This window comes from Actinoplanes sp. NPDC051859 (genome assembly GCF_044452725.1).
Classification (GTDB): domain Bacteria; phylum Actinomycetota; class Actinomycetes; order Mycobacteriales; family Micromonosporaceae; genus Actinoplanes.
On the sequence record NZ_JBITBX010000014.1, the window covers coordinates 49,245 to 66,709 of the forward strand.

Sequence of the window (17,465 nt, forward strand, 5' to 3'; positions counted from 1 at the left end):
CGGACGGTCACGATTCGGCGGCGGAGGAGTCACGTGCGGGTCACCAAGTACACCCATTCCTGCCTGCGCTTTCAGGGCGACGGGGTCCTCGTCGTCGACCCTGGCGCGTTCAGTGAGCGGTCGGCCCTGACCGGCGCCGACGCCGTCCTGATCACCCACGAGCATTTCGACCACCTCGACGTCGGCGCGCTCACCGCGGCGCTGGGCGAGCGGCCGGACCTCACCGTCTATGCCCACGCCGACGTGTTGCCCCAGCTGGCGGAGTTCGACGGCCGCACCGTCGCGGTCGAGCCAGGGGCCGAGCTCGAGGCCGCGGGTTTCACCATCCGCGCGTACGGGGGCCAGCACGCGGTGATCCACGACGACATCCCGCGGATCGCCAACCTCGGCTACCTGATCTCCGACGGCACCGACTCGGTATACACGCCCGGCGACTCCTTCACCGTCCCGGACGCCGAGGTCGCCACCTTGTTCGTACCGTTGAATGCGCCCTGGATGAAGCTCAGCGAGGCGATCGATTTCGTCCGTGCGGTCCGACCGGAACGGGCCTTTGCCCTGCACGACCATCTGCTCACCGAGACCGGAGCGCAGGTGTCGGACGGCCACCTGGAGCGACTCGGCGGCACGAAGTACGCGCACGTCGCTCCCGGCACCACGATCGGCTGACGTGGCCGACCGTTCCGAAACCGAGGAGCTGATCCGGCAGCTCTACGAAGCGCACCCGGACGGCTTCGTGGCGGGCCGGGCCGCCGCTGTCGCCGCCGCCCGCGGGGACGGCGACAAAGAGACCGCGAAGCGGCTGGCCGCCCTGCGAAAGCCCACGGTGGCGGCCTGGCTGGTCAACCTGCTCGCTCTGCGTCGCCCCGAGCTCATCTCCGACCTGGTGGAGCTGGCTGAGGCATTGCGCCACGCCCAGCGCAGCCTGCAGGGCGATGAACTGCGCGAGCTGTCCCAGCAGCGCCGTCAAGCGGTCTCTGCGCTGGTGCGGGCCGCGCAGCAGCTTGCCGTCGAGGAAGACCCCGCACTGCGCAAGGTGAAACTGCCGATGGCCGAGGTGGAGGCCACGCTCAGCGCGGCGTTGGCCGAGCCGGACGTCGCCGATCAGGTCCGCAGCGGCCGGCTGGTCAAAGCCGCGACCTACGCCGGTTTCGGCGAGGTGCCCCGGCCCCGGCTGCGCCTGGTGACCTCCGCGGAATCCGCCACAGACGCGGCGGAAGAGGATGAGGAAGGGGAAGAGGAAGTCAGGCCGGTCTCCCTCCGAGACGACCGGCGGCAGCGCGCAGAGCAGAAAGCGCGGGACGAGCGGGCGGCCCGGCACCGCGAGCTGCGTAAAGAACTCGGGACCGCGCAGGCCGCCGATCGCAAAGCCAAGTCCACGCTGGAGCGAGCCGAAACCGCCGAGCGGGACGCGAGCAGAGCCGTCGATGAGCTGGAAGAACAGATCGCCGAGCTGGAACGCCAACGCCTCGTTGCGCAGGCCGAGGTGTCCCGGCGCAAACTGGCGCGCCGGTCCGCCGAACGGGAGGCGTCCACTGCCCGGCGGCACGTCGGAGACGTGGAAGCAGCCATCGAGGATCTCGACGCCGAGGAGCCGGACTGACGGTCGGTTTTCCAGATCCGGCGTGGAAGAGCAGAATCTCATCGTGTGACCCCCGAACAGGCAGCCGCCAATGCCCGGCCGGGACTCACGTCCCTCGTCGGGGCGTTCGCCGAGTCCCCGCACACGCTGCGCCGCGCCCGGTTGATGGGACTGTCCGGCTGGGCGTACCACGTGTCGGCGCGGGCGGGTGCGCTCGGCGACGTTCGTCCCGAAACGGTGGCCGCCGCCATCGGGTTCATCGCCCCGGACGCCGTCACCGACGGCTGGGAAGCTGCGGCCAAGACAACGCCGCCGGTCGAAGTTGCCGCCTGGCACCTGCACGAACTGTGCCGCTGGGGCGTGGACCAGCTCGGCGGCTTTCCCCGCCTCGCCCGCCTGCTCGACCTGTCGAAGCGCGTCGTGTCCGCAGTGGATTGTGCGGGCCTGCCGCTCTTCGCCGCCTGGCGGGCCATGCCGGTGCCCGATGCATCACCCGGAGCGCAGGCCGCGGCGCTGCTGCACCTGCTGCACGAACACTGGCTGGGCGTGCACGTCGTCGCCGTCCGCGCGAGTGGCCTCACCCCGTTGCAAGCGATCATCGCCGGTCCCGAGGGCGAAACCGGAGCGGTCGCCTTCGGCTGGCAGCCGCCCTACCCGCCGGCCGGCCCGATCGTCCGGCGTCTCATGTGGGCGGAAGCCGTGGCCGGATCGCTGGCCGGCCAGGCGTACGGCACCCTCGACCGGGCGGAACGCGTCGAACTGATCGGGCTGCTCGAATCCCTGTCGCACCGCCTGGGGAGATGAGGCAGGCTGGCGCGGTGACTTCGCTGCCGCCCGGCTGGCACACCCGCCGGCCCACCCTCGACGACATTCCCGAGATCCTGGCCCTGGCACACGCGAGCGACATCGCGGCAGTCGGCGAGCCCGACTTCCCGGAAGAAGAAGTGCGGGAAGCCCTGACCGGGCCCCACACCGACATGGCCCGGGACTGCTGGCTGGCGTACGACGCCGATGGCGCCATCGCCGGCTGGGCCTACCCGCACAACCCGACCGGCGGGGAGCGCGACTTCCTCGAGGTCTACGTCTGGCCCGAGCGCGGCGTCCCCGCGCAGCGGCCACTCCTGGCGTTGCTGCTCACCCGGGCCGCCGAGCGAGCCAGGGAATTCGGTCACGCAACCTATACCGTACGGGCCGGAGCGATCCCCACCGAGCAACCGTGGATCGAGGCGCTCACCGACGCCGGATTCGACTTCCTGAAGCAACACGCCCGCATGTCGATGTCCCTCGACGGCGTCTCCCCGGAAGCACCCGAGCCGCCCGCCGGCATCACCATCCGACCGGTACGCCCGGACGAGCTCCGGCGGTTCCACGCCACCATTGCCGAGGCGTTCCGCGACAGTGACCACGCGAGCACCAGCTACGAGACGTGGCAGTCCCAGGTCGACGCCGAGGCCAGCGTCGCCTACGACGAGTGGTTCGTGGGCTTCGTCGACGGCGAATGGGCCGGCGTGCTGCAGTCCGCCGACTCTCAGGTGGCGGACGGGGCGGGCTGGGTGCGGTCGCTTGCCGTGCTGCGGGCGTACCGGAGAAGGGGTGTGGGTGAAGCTCTGTTGCGTCGGGCGTTTGCGGCCTATGCGGCCAAAGGGCGCAGCACGGCCGGCCTCGGGGTTGACCTGGCTAATCCGACCCGGGCCGCGCAGCTCTATCACGGGGTCGGGATGCGGCCGCTCTATCAGGCCAACATCTATCAGCGGGTCCTACACCTCGGGTGACGACGTGCGGGTGGGCCGGTGCTGGAGCTCGTTGACGTAGTCGTCGGGCGCGCCGGCCTTCTCGGCGGCGTTCGCGATCTCCGAGAGGTACCAGGCCGTCGGCAGGCCGCCCTCATAGCCGTGGAAGACGTAAACCCAGGCGCTCAGATCGCCCTCCAGGGTCGAAACGCGCACGGTGAGCTTCTGGTACGCCCCCGCGGTCACGCCCTCGACCTCGTCCAACTGGGCGGCGTCCCAAGGGTGCACGTCATAGAGCGCGACGAAGACCCGGTCGCCTGGGGACTCGACGATCGTCGTGACCGCGCCCTCCCAGCCCAGGTCGCCTTCCCCGGCGAAGGTCAGGCGCCAGCCCTCGACCCACCCGACACCCACCATCGGCGAGTGCGGACAATAGGCCCGCATCCGGGCCGGATCAAGGTTGGAGCCGTACGCGGCGTAATGACCCACGGCGATGACGATAGCCCGGCATGCCGTTGGTGGAGAATACGAGGTGTGCGTGTCGGCACAACTCAGTCACGTAAGTGACGAAACGTAACAACGGAGGTAGAGCGCGTGAGTCGGATCGTGATCATCGGCGGTGGCCCCGGCGGATACGAGGCGGCACTGGTCGCCGCGCAGCTCGACGCGGATGTCACCCTCGTCGAGTCCGACGGCGCCGGCGGTGCGTGCGTACTTTCGGACTGCGTCCCCTCCAAGACATTCATCGCCAGTTCCGAAGTGGTGACCGGTTATCGGCACAACGAGCGGTTCGGCGTCCGGTCCGCGGGCCTCGACGGCGTCACCGTCGACGCGGTAGCCGTCAACGAACGGGTGAAGAAGCTCGCCCTCGCCCAGTCCGGCGACATCCAGGCCAAACTCGTCAAAGCCGGCGTCGACGTCGTCCAGGGTCGGGCCCGCCTCGGCGAGGACACCCTCGGCCACACCCACCAGGTGGTGATCACCCCGCACGGCAAAGCGCCGTACACGGTCGACGCCGCCACGGTCCTGCTCGCCACCGGCGCCACCCCCCGCGTCCTGCGAACCGCCGTGCCGGACGGTGAGCGCATCCTCGACTGGCGCCAGGTCTACGACCTCACCGAGCTGCCCAGCCACCTCGTCGTGATCGGCTCCGGCGTGACCGGCGCCGAGTTCGCCAGCGCGTACCTCGCCATGGGCATCGAGGTCACCCTGGTCTCCAGCCGCGAACGCGTCATGCCGCACGAGGACGCCGACGCCGCCATGGCGATCGAACGCGTCTTCCGCGAACGCGGCATGACCATCCTCAACCAGTCCCGCGCCGACTCCGTCGTCAACACCGGAGACGGCGTCGAAGTCACCCTCGCCGACGGCCGCGTCGTCACCGGCTCCCACGCCCTCATGGCCGTCGGTGCCGTCCCCAACACCACCGACCTGGGCCTGCGCGAGTACGGCGTCGACGTCGCCGACGGCGGATACATCACGGTCGACCGGGTGTCCCGGACCAACGTGCCCGGCATCTACGCCGCCGGCGACTGCACGGGCGTCCTCCCCCTGGCCAGCGTCGCCGCCATGCAAGGCCGGATCGCCATCTGGCACGCCATGGGTGAGGCGGTCGCGCCGCTGCGCCTGCGCACCGTCTCCGCCAACGTCTTCACCGACCCCGAGCTGGCTACCGTCGGCCTGTCCCAGGACGACGTCGACGCCGGCAAGGTCCCGGCCCGGCAGGTCATGCTGCCGCTCACCGGCAACGCCCGCGCCAAGATGGCCGGCCTGCGAGACGGCTTCGTCAAGCTTTTCTGCCGCCCGGCAACCGGCCAGATCGTCGGCGGCGTCGTCGTGGCGCCGAAGGCCAGCGAGCTGATTCTGCCGATCACGATGGCGATCGAGAACAACCTGACGGTCGACCAGCTCGCGCACACGATCACGATCTACCCGTCCCTGTCCGGCTCGATCGCCGAGGCTGCCCGCCAGCTCATGCTGCACGAGCGCCAGTAGAACCCCGGCCTGCTGCCGTGGCTGGGTCTTCAGGGCCGGTCCGCTATCGTCCGCAGGCCCCGGGTAGGTTTTTCGTCCGGGGCTCTGCGGTCAGCCGGGGTGGACGGGCTGGACCGGAGCGTTCGGCACCGGCTCGTCCTCGCCCGCGGCGTCCTCGGGCAGATCGGCGTCAGCGGCCTCTTTGCGACCGCCGGACAGGGCAAGAATCCAGCCAGCCGTGCCGAAGATGACCGCGGCCGTCGCGGCAATGGCGAACAGCCGCCACGCCGACTGGGTCACCGCGGTGCCACCGACATGACCGACCAACCCGCCGTAGGTGGCCCAAGCCAGCGCCGCGCCGCCGTCATACAGCACAAACAGTTTGATCGGATAGCCGGTGCGCCCAGCGTGGTAGCCCGCAGCCATCCGGCCACCGGGCACGAACCGGCAGAGCAGCAGCACCAAGGGCCCGGGTTTACGCAGCCCACGAGTGAACCGCTCGGCAGCCCGCCGCGTCTTCGAGCCGTCCTTTCCGCTTTTGGCCTCGGCACCCGGCCCGAACCGCTGGCGCAGCGCGGCCAGCCGTCCACTGCCCCGGTGCCCGGCAGCCGTCCGCCCCAGCACAAACGCGATCGAGTCACCGGCGAACATGCCCAACGCCCCGACGACGATGACCAGCGCCAGGTTGAGGTTGCCGTATACCGTGAGCGCCCCCGAGGTGATCATGATCGCCTGGGTCGGCACCACCGGCACCATCGCGTCGACGGTCAGGAACCCGAACAGAGCAAGATAGGCCCACGCCGGCGTACCCAGCACGGTCAACAGGTCGCTCATCGGATCGGCCACCTCACGGCTCCAGGGGTCCACGGCATTGTCCGTGCGCGCACCTGAGAATGGGCTGAGTTCAGCATGCGCCCTGATCAGGCCCGCCTAAGGGTGATGCCCGACACGGTACGTCCTCCGCGGCGTACCCGCCGTACACGACGCGGAACCTTTCCCCAATCTCAAACCTTCCGGACATTTCTCGTGGGGACTCGGGCCGGGTCTGACCAAACGGCCGACCCGCCGCCCGGGGCGAACTCCCGCGACCGGTGGGGTTCTGAGATGCTGCCGCTTCTGGTGGGGCGCTCGCGGGCGTACCTTGGTGGGCAGTCCGTGACGTCGAGTCCCCCGTTCTCGACGTGCGGACGATGGCGTCCGCCTGGGCACCGGCCCGATCCGGCGAGACGCCCGGGCCGTCGGTAGGTCCCGTACCGGCGGCCCAACTTTGCGCCCCTCGTCACACGCGTCCGCAATCCGCTGAGCTGGGTGAACGTCGGCAGCGGACCGGAGTTGCTCATGCTCGGTCGTCACTCCAGCGTGATCTACCGCGACCAGGATCGTCACTCATGAGGTGGCGCAGCACAGTCGCGGCCACACCGCTCGGTGGCTGCACTCCGGAGGTCAGCGGGGTAACCGGAGTCCGGGACGGCGAGCGGGGTCCGGTACTGGTTCTCGCGTCGTGCCCCCGGTTCGGCGGCGTGCACCTGGTGGCGCTCGAAGAAATTGATGCCGACGGTGGGCGAGGTGCGACCGTGGCGAGTTGGGAAGCGGTTGGCGAGCCGGTCGACGAGCCGATCATCAGCATCGACCTGGCCGATCCCGGTGACCGGTGGCATCCCCTCCAGGGGGTGGCTGGCCTCGATGCGGGAAAACGCTATCGCGTGCTGGCCTGGAACGCCGACCAGAGCAGGCGCCTAGACGACTCGGAGTTCACCGCGGCAGATCTGGACCGTGGCGCCCTGGTCGTCTCGACCTCGGCCGACGACACCGCAGCCCCGGTCGCGATGACCGACGAAGAGTTCCGCGACCACTCAACGTCGGCGTGTTGAGACCAGATCGCGCGGTGCCGGTCCCGCTGCCTGCATTGGTGTGCGCCGCGAGTGCGGGTGTCGTGGCCTTGCCGCCAGCTCGCCAGGCTTCCTCTGTGTGTGCAGGGTTGGGCTGGTAGCCGACGTCGCCCTGCCTTTGCATGTGCAGGGTTGGCTGGTGACGACGTCGCCCTGCCTTTGCATGTGCAGGGTTGGCTGGTGACGACGTCGCCCTCGCCATGCGGCCGCCCCGCCGCCAAGCTCGCGGGCATCGCGCACGAGCTAGGGCGCCCCACGCGCGCGGGGCTGCTGGGGCCACAACGTCCCCGCGCGGATTCTTCGACGGGCGCCCCACGCACGCGGGGCTTGCTTGGTTCAACGGCTCGACGCCGGCCCGGCCCGGCCCCGGTCGGGCCCCACGCGCGGGGCTGCTGTGCACGCGGTGAGGCAGGCCGGGAACGCGGGTGTCAGTCGTCGATGGTGCAGATTGTCGAGCCGGCGGTCACCGTGGAGCCGACGTCGGCGGTGAGGCCGTTGACGGTGCCGGCTCGGTGGGCTTGGAGCGGTTGTTCCATTTTCATGGCTTCGACGACCACGATCACGTCGCCTTCGGCCACGGTGTCGCCGTTGGCGGCGGCGACTTTGACGATGGTGCCCTGCATGGGGGCGGTGAGGGCGGCGGCGCCGCCTGGGGCTGCGGACGCGGCTCGGGAACCGGAGCGGCGGGTGCTGGGGCGGGCTGCGGGGGCTGCGGGGGTTCCGGTGGAGAGGTTTGCGGGGAGGCGCACTTCCAGGCGCTTGCCGCCGACCTCGACCACGACGGTCTGGCGGTCCTGGGCTTCCGGCGTGGCCGTGGCGGTCGGAGTGAAGGCGGGGACGCCGCCCGCCCATTCCGTTTCGATCCAGCGGGTGTGCACGGTGAACGGCTCGTCGGTGAAGGCTGAGTCGCGCACGACGAGGCGGTGGAACGGCAGGACGGTCGCGATGCCGTCGATGACTGTCTCGTCCAGCGCGCGGCGGGCGCGGTCTAGAGCCTCGGCCCGGGTCGCGCCGGTCACGATGATCTTGGCGAGCATGGAGTCGAAGTTGCCGCCGATGACGCTGCCGGACTCGACGCCGGCGTCGACGCGCACGCCCGGACCGGAGGGCCAGGTCAGGGCGGTGACGGTGCCGGGTGCGGGCAGGAAGTTGCGGCCTGCGTCTTCGCCGTTGATGCGGAACTCGATCGAGTGCCCGCGCGGCTCCGGGTCATTGGTGAGTGCGAGAGGCGCCCCGTCGGCGATGCGGAACTGCTCGCGGACCAGGTCGATGCCGGCGGTCTCCTCACTCACCGGGTGTTCCACCTGCAGTCGGGTGTTGACCTCGAGGAACGAGATCGTCCCGTCCTGCCCGACGAGATATTCGACGGTGCCGGCGCCGTGGTAACCGGCCTCCCGGCAGATTGCCTTGGCGCTCGAATGGATGCGTTCCCGCTGCTCGGCGGAGAGGAAAGGCGCGGACGCCTCCTCGACCAGCTTTTGGTGTCGGCGCTGCAGGGAGCAGTCACGGGTGCCGACAACGATCACATTGCCGTGCGTGTCGGCCAGGACCTGTGCCTCCACATGCCGCGGCCGGTCGAGGTAGCGCTCGACGAAGCACTCGCCGCGACCGAACGCCGCCACCGCCTCGCGGGTGGCCGACTCGAACAGGGAAGGAATCTCCTCCAGCGTGCGCGCGACCTTCAGGCCGCGCCCACCGCCACCGAAGGCAGCCTTGATCGCCACGGGAAGACCGTGCTCGCGCGCGAAGGCCACGATCTCGTCCGCGCCGGCGACCGGCTCGGCCGTGCCCGGCACGAGCGGCGCACCAGCTCGCTGGGCAATGTGTCGTGCGGTGACTTTGTCGCCGAGGTCGCGGATCGCCGCCGGTGTCGGGCCGATCCAGGTCAGGCCGGCATCGAGCACTGCCTGCGCGAACTCGGCATTCTCGCTCAGGAAGCCGTAGCCGGGGTGCACCGCGTCGGCTCCGCTGCGGGCGGCGACGTCGAGGATTTTGTCGATGCGCAGGTAGGTCTCGGCGGCCGTCTCGCCGTCGAGCGCCCACGCCTCGTCGGCGAGCCGCGCGGGAAGCGCGTCGCGGTCGCTGTCCGCATAGACGGCGACACTGGTCAGGCCCGCGTCTTTGCAGGCCCGAATGACACGGACGGCGATCTCGCCGCGATTAGCGATCAATACCTTGCGCACGGGACGAGCCTATCGTCAGCGGTCATGCGTTCGCTCGGACCTGTGGACAGCGGCCGGACATGTGCCTGATGATCGGTGCGCGACAGGGTGTTTGTGCAGGTCAGGCTAGTTCTTGGTTTTCCACAGGGCGGGGACTGTGATGCCGAAGGTCAACAGCAGGCGGCGCAGAAGGGGCAGCGACAGGCCGACGACATTGCTGTGATCACCCTCGATCCGCTCGACGAACGACCCGCCCAACCCGTCGATCGTGAAGGCGCCGGCGACGTGCAAGGGCTCGCGGGTCGCGACGTACGCCTCGATCTCGGCGTCACTGACGTCGGCGAAATGAACGACGGTCGTGCCCACCTCCTCGGCCTGCTTGCCGCCGAGATCGGTCAGGTGATGGCCGGTGTGCAGCACGCCGGACCGGCCCCGCATCGCGCACCACCGACGGACCGCCTCAGCCGCATTGGCGGGCTTGCCCAGAATGGCCCCGTCGAACGCGAGCACGGAGTCGCAGCCCAGCACGAGCACATCCGGGTCAGACTCGAGCGTCGACGCCACGGCGCGCGCTTTCATCCGTGCCAGAGCCAGGCAGAGCTCACTGGCATTCGTCGCCTCGACCACCGACTCGTCAACGCCGCTCACCTGCACGGCAGGGTCGAATCCGGCGGCCCGGAGCAACGCCAGCCGGGCCGGGCTGGCGGATGCGAGAATCAGCCGGAGGCCGTGGTCAGTCTGCACAACGGCTAACGCTACAAGCCGGGCATCGCTTGCTCAGCCCGCCCCGCCGGACGGTCGCCGCCGGGCAGCGGCTGGCCGGTCGTCCTCCACTGTGTGCCCTCCCCGCGCTGGGTTGGGGAGGGCGTCCTGCTAGCGGGGGAGGGCGGACTCCCGCCACGACCCGCGACCCGCCCCGGGGCGTACGCTTCGGATCCAAGCGTTCGTCGATGTCTCGGGTTTCGCGGCATCCGCGCCCGTTGATGTGGCGATCAAGGCCCCTACCAGGGCGGCCAGCTCTTCTGTAGTCGGTCCGCCCCGGACCACGCTGACCAGCGGTTCCTCATTCATTGATCAAGCGTACGATCTGACCGGCAGGTATGCGGTGACACGCGTCCCACACTCGGCTGATCGATTCGCTGCGGCTCGACAAGACCGGGTATTTTCTGCGTGATGTCTACTTCCCCCCCGCTTGTTGTCGCTGACCGCTACCGGCTCGTTGCGCCGCTCGGTCAGGGCGGGATGGGTCGTGTCTGGCGGGCGACCGACGTCGTCCTGCACCGCGAGGTGGCGATCAAGGAATTGGTGCCGCCGCCGGGCTTGACCCCGGACGAGCGACAGGAGATGCGGGAGCGCTCGCTGCGGGAGGCGCGCGCGATCGCCCGGCTGAACAACATCAACGTCGTACGCGTTTTTGACGTGCTGCGGACAGACGCCGACCCGTGGATCGTCATGGAGTACGTGCCGTCGCGTTCGCTTCAGGACATTCTTGCCAGCGACGGACCGTTCCATGCGCACCGTGCTGGCGAGATCGGCCTCGGCGTCCTGGGCGCGTTGCGGGCCGCGCACCGCGCCGGGGTTGTGCACCGTGACGTCAAGCCGGGCAATGTCCTGATCGGTGAGGACGGCCGCGTCGTCCTGACCGACTTCGGCCTCGCCACGGTGCCCGGCGACCCGAACGTGACTCGCACCGGCCTGGTCCTGGGCTCACCGGCCTACATCGCCCCGGAGCGGGCCCGCGACGGCACCGCCGGTCCCGGCGCTGACCTGTGGTCGCTCGGTGCAACCCTCTACGCCGCAGTCGAGGGCGCCTCTCCGTTCGCGCGTCCATCGGCAATTGCGACACTGGCTGCGCTTGCGACCGAGAATCCGCCGCCGTCCCGCAACGCCGGCCCGCTGAAGCCGGTCCTCAACGGTCTGCTCCGCAAGGACCCGGCGCACCGCATCAACGCGGAGGAGACCGAACGCCTGCTCTTGCGCGCGACCGGCCGCCGTTCCCGCCTGAGTTTCCCGATGAGCGCGACGATGCGCCGCCCCGGCGCCGGCCGCGAACGCCCCCCGCTGTTGCCCGGCATTTCGGGCAGCGCCCCGGTCGTTCCCGGCCCGCGCCCCCCGGTCGCTCCCGGTCGCCCACCGGCCAACCCGACCGGCCGCCCCACGTCGGCTCCGCCAGTCACGCCGGGTCGTTCCACGTCCATCCCGCCGGTCACGCCGGGTCGTTCCACGTCCATCCCGCCGGTCACGCCGGGTCGTTCCACGTCCATCCCGCCGGTCACGCCGGGTCGCGCCACGCCGTCGACCACCACGGGTCGCGCCACGCCGTCCACGTCGGGCCGGGCCACGCCGCCGACCACGTCGGGCCGGGCGGCGCCGCCGGTCCCGCAGGGCCGCGCCGCGGCGCCGAGTCGTCCGCCGATCTTCACCCCTGGCAAGGCCACGGTGGGCCGCGCGCGCCCCGGCGACGCACCGACCCGCATCGACCCCGAACTTTCGGTCACCCGCGTGGACAATCCCGCGCCTCCTTCAGGTACGGCCCCAGCTAAGCCGGCGTCCCCGACCGAACCCGGCAGCGCGGTCGACTCCGACACGCCGCTCAACGCCCAGTCCACGGCTGAGGACGAGGCCACGGCCCAGCCTGGCGCCGCCACTAAGCCGTCCCCCGGTCCGACGTCCGCCATCAAGCCGTCCCCCGGTCCGACGTCCTCCGCCACAGCCAAATCTGCATCCAGGCAGGCAACCGAACGCGCCGCCGAGCTCAAGTCCGAGCCCGACGCGACTTCCGCCGCTAACCTCGCTGCTGACGCTGACAGTGAGCTTGTTGCGGTTGCTGACGTTGACGCCGCCTCCGACGCTGACCTGGCTGCTGACGCCGACCGCGATCACGCTGCGGTTGCTGATGTTGACGCCGTCTCCAACGCTGACCTGGCTGCTGACGCTGCCTCCGCCACTGACAATGCCTCCGTCACTGACGTTGATCTTGCTGCCGACGCTGCCTCCGCCACTGACAATGCCTCCGTCACTGACGTTGATCTTGCTGCCGACGCCGACGTCGACCTCGCCTCGGCCGCGGAGACTGAGCTGCCGGCAGGAGCCTCACCTGAAGCTGGGCGCGGAACTCCATTGTCAGCATCCGAAGAGCTCGGCGGCGAAGCCGTAGCGACGGCGAGCTCGGTCGACGGTTCACTGGCTGTGACCGGGTCGGCGTCTGCCAAGCCTGTCGCGGGAGCCCGAGCCGGCGCAGCAAGCAAGCCATCCCGAAAGAAGGGCCGAGGCCGGCAGCCCGCAGCCGCGAAGCCCACCGCTGCAGCGGCCGATGCAGCCAAGACCAGCGACGAGTCGCCCGCCAGCGCCACGCCGGCGACGGACGACTCGACTACGAGCAGCACGGTCACCTCCGCTGCCGACGGGGCTGGTGGAGACAAGGTCAGCGGGCATGGCACACGCGAGGGTGGGGACACCGAAGCCGCCAGCACCAGCGCCAACAACAGCAGCAAGGCCAGCAACAGCGCGTCTGACAGCAGCGAGGCCAGTCCCAGCCCGGCTGACAGCGACGAGCCCGGCACTAGCGAGGCCAGCACTAGCGAGACCGCCATCAGCGAGGCGGGTAAGAGCGAAGCTGGCATGGGCAAGGCTGGCAACCGCGAGGCGGGTAAGAGTGCGGCCGACAATAAAGCCGACAAGAAAGAAGTCAGCGGAAGCCAAGCCGGTAGCGCTATGGCTGAAACGCCTGCCCAGTGGGGTGGTGCTGAGTTCGGCACCACGGTAATCCCGCCGCCGCGTTCCAGCGACTCGGCTCAGGACGACGTCGACGGGGTTGCGCCGGTCTCGGGGGCGGCTGCGTTTGCGACGCGGCCGGTGTGGCAGCCGATGAATCTGCGGCCGCCGTCGGGTGGGCGTCGGGGGCTGACCGTCTTCGGGGTCACGCTGACTCGGCGGCAGACGGTGATCGGGATCGGCATGCTCGTCGCCGTACTCGCGCTGGTTGCTGTCATTGTTCCGATGGCGTTCGCGAACCGCGGCGCGGGCGAGCAGACCGATCAGGGCCGGAAGGCCGGTCCGGCTCCGGTGGCGAGCAGCACCAAGCCGCAGGCTTCGGCGACGCCGTCCGTGGCGCCGACGCCGAGCGTGACGCCTTCGTCTCCGGCTGCGGTGGTGGTGCCGGACGGCTGGAAGGTGTTCGAGGATCGCCAGGCCATGTTCACCGTGCCGCTGCCGGCGAATGCGCAACTGCGGTCCTGGGGCGAGGACGAGTACCAGTTCCAGATCGGGCACCGGTTGCTGATCATCGGCGAGACCAATCAGCCGAAGCCGGATCCGATGGCCGACTGGAAGCAGCAGGAAGCGAGCCGGTCGAACGGGTTGTACAACGACTACGAGCCGGTCGGCGAGATGAAGTTTGTCGACTACTTCACGAAGGCTGTGGACTGGGAGTTCTTCTACACGACGCCGTCGGGCTGGCGGCAGCATGTGCTGCGGCGGAACTTCCTGGTGGGGTCGAAGCGGGCGTACAGCATCAACTGGTATGTCTCGCCGGAAGACTGGAACGACGGGCGTAAGGACTTGGACGTCATCCTCAAGGGGTTCAAGCCGAAGGACTAAGCCATCGGGCCGGCGGAGGCGCGGATCGGCTACGCTCCCGGGCTGTGTCGATCGAGTCGGTGACTGACCTGTGGGATGAGCTGTTCAGCGCTCAGCCGGACCCGCCCGGAACGCTGGTGCTGATCACGGCCGCGATCGCGCTGCTCGTGGTCGCGTTCCGGCCGCTGTGGCGGGTCGCCCGTAACGCCGTGACGATTGCGCACGAGGGTGGGCATGCGCTCGTCGCGTTGCTGACCGGCCGCAAGCTGCGCGGGATTCGGCTGGAGTTCGACACGTCCGGGCTGACGCTGTCGGCGGGCCGCCCGACCGGGCCCGGCATGATCTTCACGCTGCTCGCCGGGTACATCGCGCCGTCGCTGGTCGGCCTGGGCGGGGCATGGCTGTTGGGCGGCAACCGGATCACGCTGCTGCTGTGGTTCACCGTCCTGTTGCTGCTGCTCATGCTGATCAACATCAGGAACGTCTTCGGCGCGGTCTCCGTGGTGGTCACGGGCGGCATCGTCTTCGCCGTTTCCTGGTACGCGTCCGCGCAGGTGCAGGCCGCCTTCGCCTACGTCGGGGTGTGGTTCCTGCTGTTCGGTGGGGTGCGGCCGGTGTTCGAGCTGCAGAAGCTGCGCAGCCGGGGCCGGATGCGGGACTCGGACCCCGATCAGCTGGCCGGACTCACCCACATCCCCGCACTGTTCTGGGTCGGCGTCTTCCTCGCCGTGAACGTCGCGGCACTGGTCATCGGCGGCTTCATGCTCGCCGGCCAGTGGCTGGTGGCGTAACCGGGGTAACCCGAACGGTTTCGCTTTGAGTACCGCGAAGTGATGCGGCTGGTCGACGCCGAGGTTTAGCTTCGGCGTATGGCGGCGGAGCCGGGCATAGCGTGGAGTACCGCGCTGGTGGCGTTCGTCGGTGCGGTGCCGCTGTGGCGGTACACGACAAATGCGATCACCGTCGCCCACGAGGGCGGGCATGCCGTGTTCGGGTGGCTGTTCGGGTCGGCCGTCAAACACGTCAAGATCTTCCGCGGTGGTGGCGGTGAGATGCTGCCGGGCCGGGAGAACTGGGTCTCGACCTTCGTCTCGCTGCTGGCCGGCTACCTCGGGCCGTCGATCTTCGGCTTTGCCGGTGCGCAGCTGCTCGTCCGTGACTTCGATCCGCGTACGGTGCTGTTCCTGAGTCTGGTCTTCCTCGCCGGCGTACTCGTCATGGTTCGTAACCTGTTCGGCGTCTTCGTCATTCTGGCCGTCGGGGCGATCCTCTGGGTGGTGGCGATGCGCTCGGCGGAGCCGGTCCAGCTGGCTTTCGCGTACGTGTGGGTGTGGTTTCTGTTGATGGGCGGCGTGCGGCAGGTGCCGGAGCTGTTCTGGGCGATGCACACCGACCCGTCTACCGATGCGGGCCTGCTGCAACAGCACACCCACATCGGCGACGTGGTCTGGTTGTTCGTGTTCTGGCTCTTGTCCCTGGGCGCCCTGGTCTGGGGCGGGGCGCTGCTGCTCAGGGGCTAGAGCGGGATGTTGCCGTGCTTCTTCGGCGGGAGCGACTCGCGCTTGGTTCTTAGCGTACGCAGGGCGCGGGTCACCTGGATCCGGGTCTGGGACGGGGCGATGACCGCGTCCACGTAGCCGCGCTCCGCCGCGATGTACGGGTTGGCGAGCGTGTCCTCGTACTCCTCGATGAGTTCGGCGCGGCGGGCGGCCGGGTCCTCGGCGGCGGCCAGTTCACCGCGGTAGAGGATGTTGACCGCGCCCTGGGCGCCCATGACAGCGATCTGCGCAGTGGGCCAGGCGAAGTTCATGTCGGCGCCGAGGTGCTTGGAACCCATGACGTCGTACGCGCCGCCGTACGCCTTGCGGGTGATGATCGTGACCTTGGGGACTGTCGCTTCGGCGTACGCGTAAATGAGCTTGGCGCCCCGGCGGATGATGCCGTCCCATTCCTGGCCGGTGCCGGGCAGGAAGCCCGGCACGTCGACGAAGGTGACCACCGGGATGTTGAAGGCGTCGCAGGTGCGCACGAAGCGGGCGGCCTTCTCGGAGGCCGCGATGTCGAGCGTGCCCGCGAAATGCATCGGCTGATTGGCGACGACGCCGACCGGGCGGCCCTCGACCCGGCCGAAGCCGACCACGATGTTCTGCGCGTAGAGCGGCTGCACCTCGAGGAAGTCCTCGACGACCGTCTCGACGACCTTCTTGATGTCGTAGGGCTGGTTCGCCGAGTCCGGGATCAGCGTGTCCAGCAGCAGGTCGTCGTCGCTCGGGCTGAGCTCGGCGGGCTGCTCGAAGACGCTGGGCTCGTCCAGGTTGTTGCTCGGCAGGTACGACAGCAGGGCACGGACGTAGTCGATCGCGTCGTCTTCGTCGTTTGCCAGGTAGTGCGCGTTGCCGCTGCGGCTGTTGTGCGTACGCGCGCCGCCCAGCTCCTCCATGCCGACCTCTTCGCCGGTGACCGTCTTGATCACGTCGGGGCCGGTGATGAACATGTGCGACGTCTGGTCGACCATGACGGTGAAGTCGGTGATCGCGGGGGAGTACACCGCGCCGCCCGCGCACGGGCCCATGATCAGGGAGATCTGCGGGATGACGCCGCTCGCGCGTACGTTGCGGAAGAAGATGTCGGCGTAGAGGCCGAGCGCGACCACACCCTCCTGGATGCGGGCGCCGCCGGAGTCGTTGATGCCGATGATCGGGCAGCCGATCTTCATGGCCAGGTCGAGCACCTTGACGATCTTCTCGCCGAACACCTCGCCGAGCGAGCCGCCGAAGATCGTGAAGTCCTGGGAGAACACGCAGACCTGGCGGCCGTCGATCGTGCCGTAACCGGTGACGACGCCGTCGCCGTACGGGCGGTTCTTCTCCAGGCCGAAGGCGGTCGACCGGTGCCGGGCCAGCTCGTCCAGCTCCACGAAAGAGCCCTCGTCGAGCAGCAACTCGATGCGCTCCCGGGCGGTTTTCTTACCGCGGGCGTGCTGCTTCTCGACAGCTCGCGCCGAACCGGCGTGCACTGCCTCGTCCGTCCGCCGCGCCAGGTCGGCGAGCTTGCCGGCCGTGGTGTGGATGTCGGACTGCTCCACGTCCTGCTGGGTCGTCACTGTCCTGTGCCTCCACTCGCCCGCACCCGTACGGTGCTCGCCGTCCGGGCGCGCGTCCTCCGCGGTCGCGGTTCGTCGCGCTCGCTCGCCTCGTGCGCGGGCTTTCGCAGCGCGAGGGTCGCCGGCGGTCGATGCCGGCCGGACCGTCTCGCGGGCGCTGCGTGCCTGCCTGCGCGGTGGCCGGTACGCGATCTGCGCCCGTGCCGTGGAGATCGTATCGAGCACGTCGAGGCGCCGGGCCGGGGCGGCGTCGAGCCGGAGTCGTTTCGTTCTTAATGCACCATTCGTTACCAACCACGTGACAACATGGATGACCCCCGTCGGCGTGGCGTTGATCGTCGGTGGCCTCGCGACGCTCATCGTGTTCCGCAAGGCTCTGTTCAGCGGTAGCCGGACCAAGAGCGGCGCTGTTCCCGGCAAGCGCGCCGCGCGTTCCCGTGCCGCTTCCCG

14 protein-coding genes and 1 pseudogene are annotated in these 17,465 nt (G+C 69.6%); 9 read left to right on the forward strand and 6 right to left on the reverse strand.

The features are described from left to right. Window positions 1-33: 33 nt before the first annotated feature. From ACIA1L_RS28595 to ACIA1L_RS28610, 4 genes are read left to right on the forward strand one after another with little or no spacing between them, the layout of a single operon-like run. Window positions 34-666 (forward strand): MBL fold metallo-hydrolase, encoded by a 633-nt coding sequence (locus ACIA1L_RS28595; protein ID WP_396076086.1) that lies wholly within the window; start codon window positions 34-36, stop codon window positions 664-666. 1 nt (window position 667) lies between these two features. Then, window positions 668-1,600 carry a hypothetical protein gene (locus tag ACIA1L_RS28600; RefSeq protein WP_396076087.1) on the forward strand — a complete coding sequence of 311 codons (933 nt, stop codon included), beginning with the start codon at window positions 668-670 and terminating at the stop codon, window positions 1,598-1,600. Between the two features lie 45 nt (window positions 1,601-1,645). Beyond that, window positions 1,646-2,383 carry a hypothetical protein gene (locus ACIA1L_RS28605; protein WP_396076088.1) on the forward strand — a complete coding sequence of 246 codons (738 nt, stop codon included), beginning with the start codon at window positions 1,646-1,648 and terminating at the stop codon, window positions 2,381-2,383. 14 nt (window positions 2,384-2,397) lie between these two features. Beyond that, window positions 2,398-3,351 (forward strand): GNAT family N-acetyltransferase, encoded by a 954-nt coding sequence (locus ACIA1L_RS28610; RefSeq protein WP_396076089.1) that lies wholly within the window; start codon window positions 2,398-2,400, stop codon window positions 3,349-3,351. On the opposite strand, the gene ACIA1L_RS28615 is transcribed toward ACIA1L_RS28610, so the two are convergent. Beyond that, window positions 3,337-3,798, reverse strand: a complete 462-nt coding sequence (locus tag ACIA1L_RS28615; RefSeq protein ID WP_396076091.1) for a gamma-glutamylcyclotransferase — start codon at window positions 3,796-3,798, stop codon at window positions 3,337-3,339. The genes ACIA1L_RS28610 and ACIA1L_RS28615 overlap by 15 nt on opposite strands. Window positions 3,799-3,903: 105 nt before the next feature. Here ACIA1L_RS28615 and ACIA1L_RS28620 point away from each other — a divergent pair, with 105 nt between their 5' ends. Continuing rightward, entirely contained in the window at window positions 3,904-5,304 is a 1,401-nt protein-coding gene (locus ACIA1L_RS28620) for an NAD(P)H-quinone dehydrogenase (RefSeq protein WP_396076093.1), read from the forward strand. Window positions 5,305-5,394: 90 nt separating this feature from the next. Here the strand turns inward: ACIA1L_RS28620 and ACIA1L_RS28625 are convergent, their stop codons facing one another. Continuing rightward, entirely contained in the window at window positions 5,395-6,117 is a 723-nt protein-coding gene (locus ACIA1L_RS28625) for a DedA family protein (protein ID WP_396076094.1), read from the reverse strand. A gap of 554 nt (window positions 6,118-6,671) precedes the next feature. Between ACIA1L_RS28625 and ACIA1L_RS28630 the strand changes: the two genes are divergently transcribed. Next, a complete protein-coding gene (locus ACIA1L_RS28630) occupies window positions 6,672-7,154 on the forward strand; it encodes a hypothetical protein (protein WP_396076095.1) in 483 nt (160 codons plus the stop codon). Window positions 7,155-7,600: 446 nt separating this feature from the next. Here the strand turns inward: ACIA1L_RS28630 and ACIA1L_RS28635 are convergent, their stop codons facing one another. The 3 genes from ACIA1L_RS28635 to ACIA1L_RS28645 all read right to left on the reverse strand — a co-directional run bounded on the left by ACIA1L_RS28635 (window position 7,601) and on the right by ACIA1L_RS28645 (window position 10,405). Beyond that, window positions 7,601-9,355 (reverse strand): acetyl/propionyl/methylcrotonyl-CoA carboxylase subunit alpha, encoded by a 1,755-nt coding sequence (locus ACIA1L_RS28635; RefSeq protein WP_396076096.1) that lies wholly within the window; start codon window positions 9,353-9,355, stop codon window positions 7,601-7,603. A 105-nt stretch (window positions 9,356-9,460) separates the two neighbouring features. Next, on the reverse strand, window positions 9,461-10,078 hold the full coding sequence (locus tag ACIA1L_RS28640; RefSeq protein ID WP_396076097.1) for a Maf family protein: 618 nt from the start codon (window positions 10,076-10,078) through the stop codon (window positions 9,461-9,463). A gap of 129 nt (window positions 10,079-10,207) precedes the next feature. Further along, window positions 10,208-10,405, reverse strand: a complete 198-nt coding sequence (locus ACIA1L_RS28645; protein WP_396076098.1) for an acyl-CoA carboxylase subunit epsilon — start codon at window positions 10,403-10,405, stop codon at window positions 10,208-10,210. A gap of 102 nt (window positions 10,406-10,507) precedes the next feature. Here ACIA1L_RS28645 and ACIA1L_RS28650 point away from each other — a divergent pair. The 3 genes and pseudogenes from ACIA1L_RS28650 to ACIA1L_RS28660 all read left to right on the forward strand — a co-directional run. After that, window positions 10,508-11,971: pseudogene (locus ACIA1L_RS28650) on the forward strand (protein kinase); the annotation flags it as partial. A gap of 2,006 nt (window positions 11,972-13,977) precedes the next feature. Continuing rightward, complete coding sequence (locus ACIA1L_RS28655; protein ID WP_396076099.1) at window positions 13,978-14,703, forward strand: M50 family metallopeptidase; 726 nt, start codon at window positions 13,978-13,980, stop codon at window positions 14,701-14,703. A 78-nt stretch (window positions 14,704-14,781) separates the two neighbouring features. After that, window positions 14,782-15,432 carry a M50 family metallopeptidase gene (locus ACIA1L_RS28660; protein WP_396076100.1) on the forward strand — a complete coding sequence of 217 codons (651 nt, stop codon included), beginning with the start codon at window positions 14,782-14,784 and terminating at the stop codon, window positions 15,430-15,432. Here the strand turns inward: ACIA1L_RS28660 and ACIA1L_RS28665 are convergent. Next, window positions 15,429-16,997, reverse strand: a complete 1,569-nt coding sequence (locus tag ACIA1L_RS28665) for an acyl-CoA carboxylase subunit beta (protein ID WP_396076158.1) — start codon at window positions 16,995-16,997, stop codon at window positions 15,429-15,431. The two genes, ACIA1L_RS28660 and ACIA1L_RS28665, sit on opposite strands and share 4 nt — an antisense overlap. Window positions 16,998-17,465 lie beyond the last annotated feature (468 nt).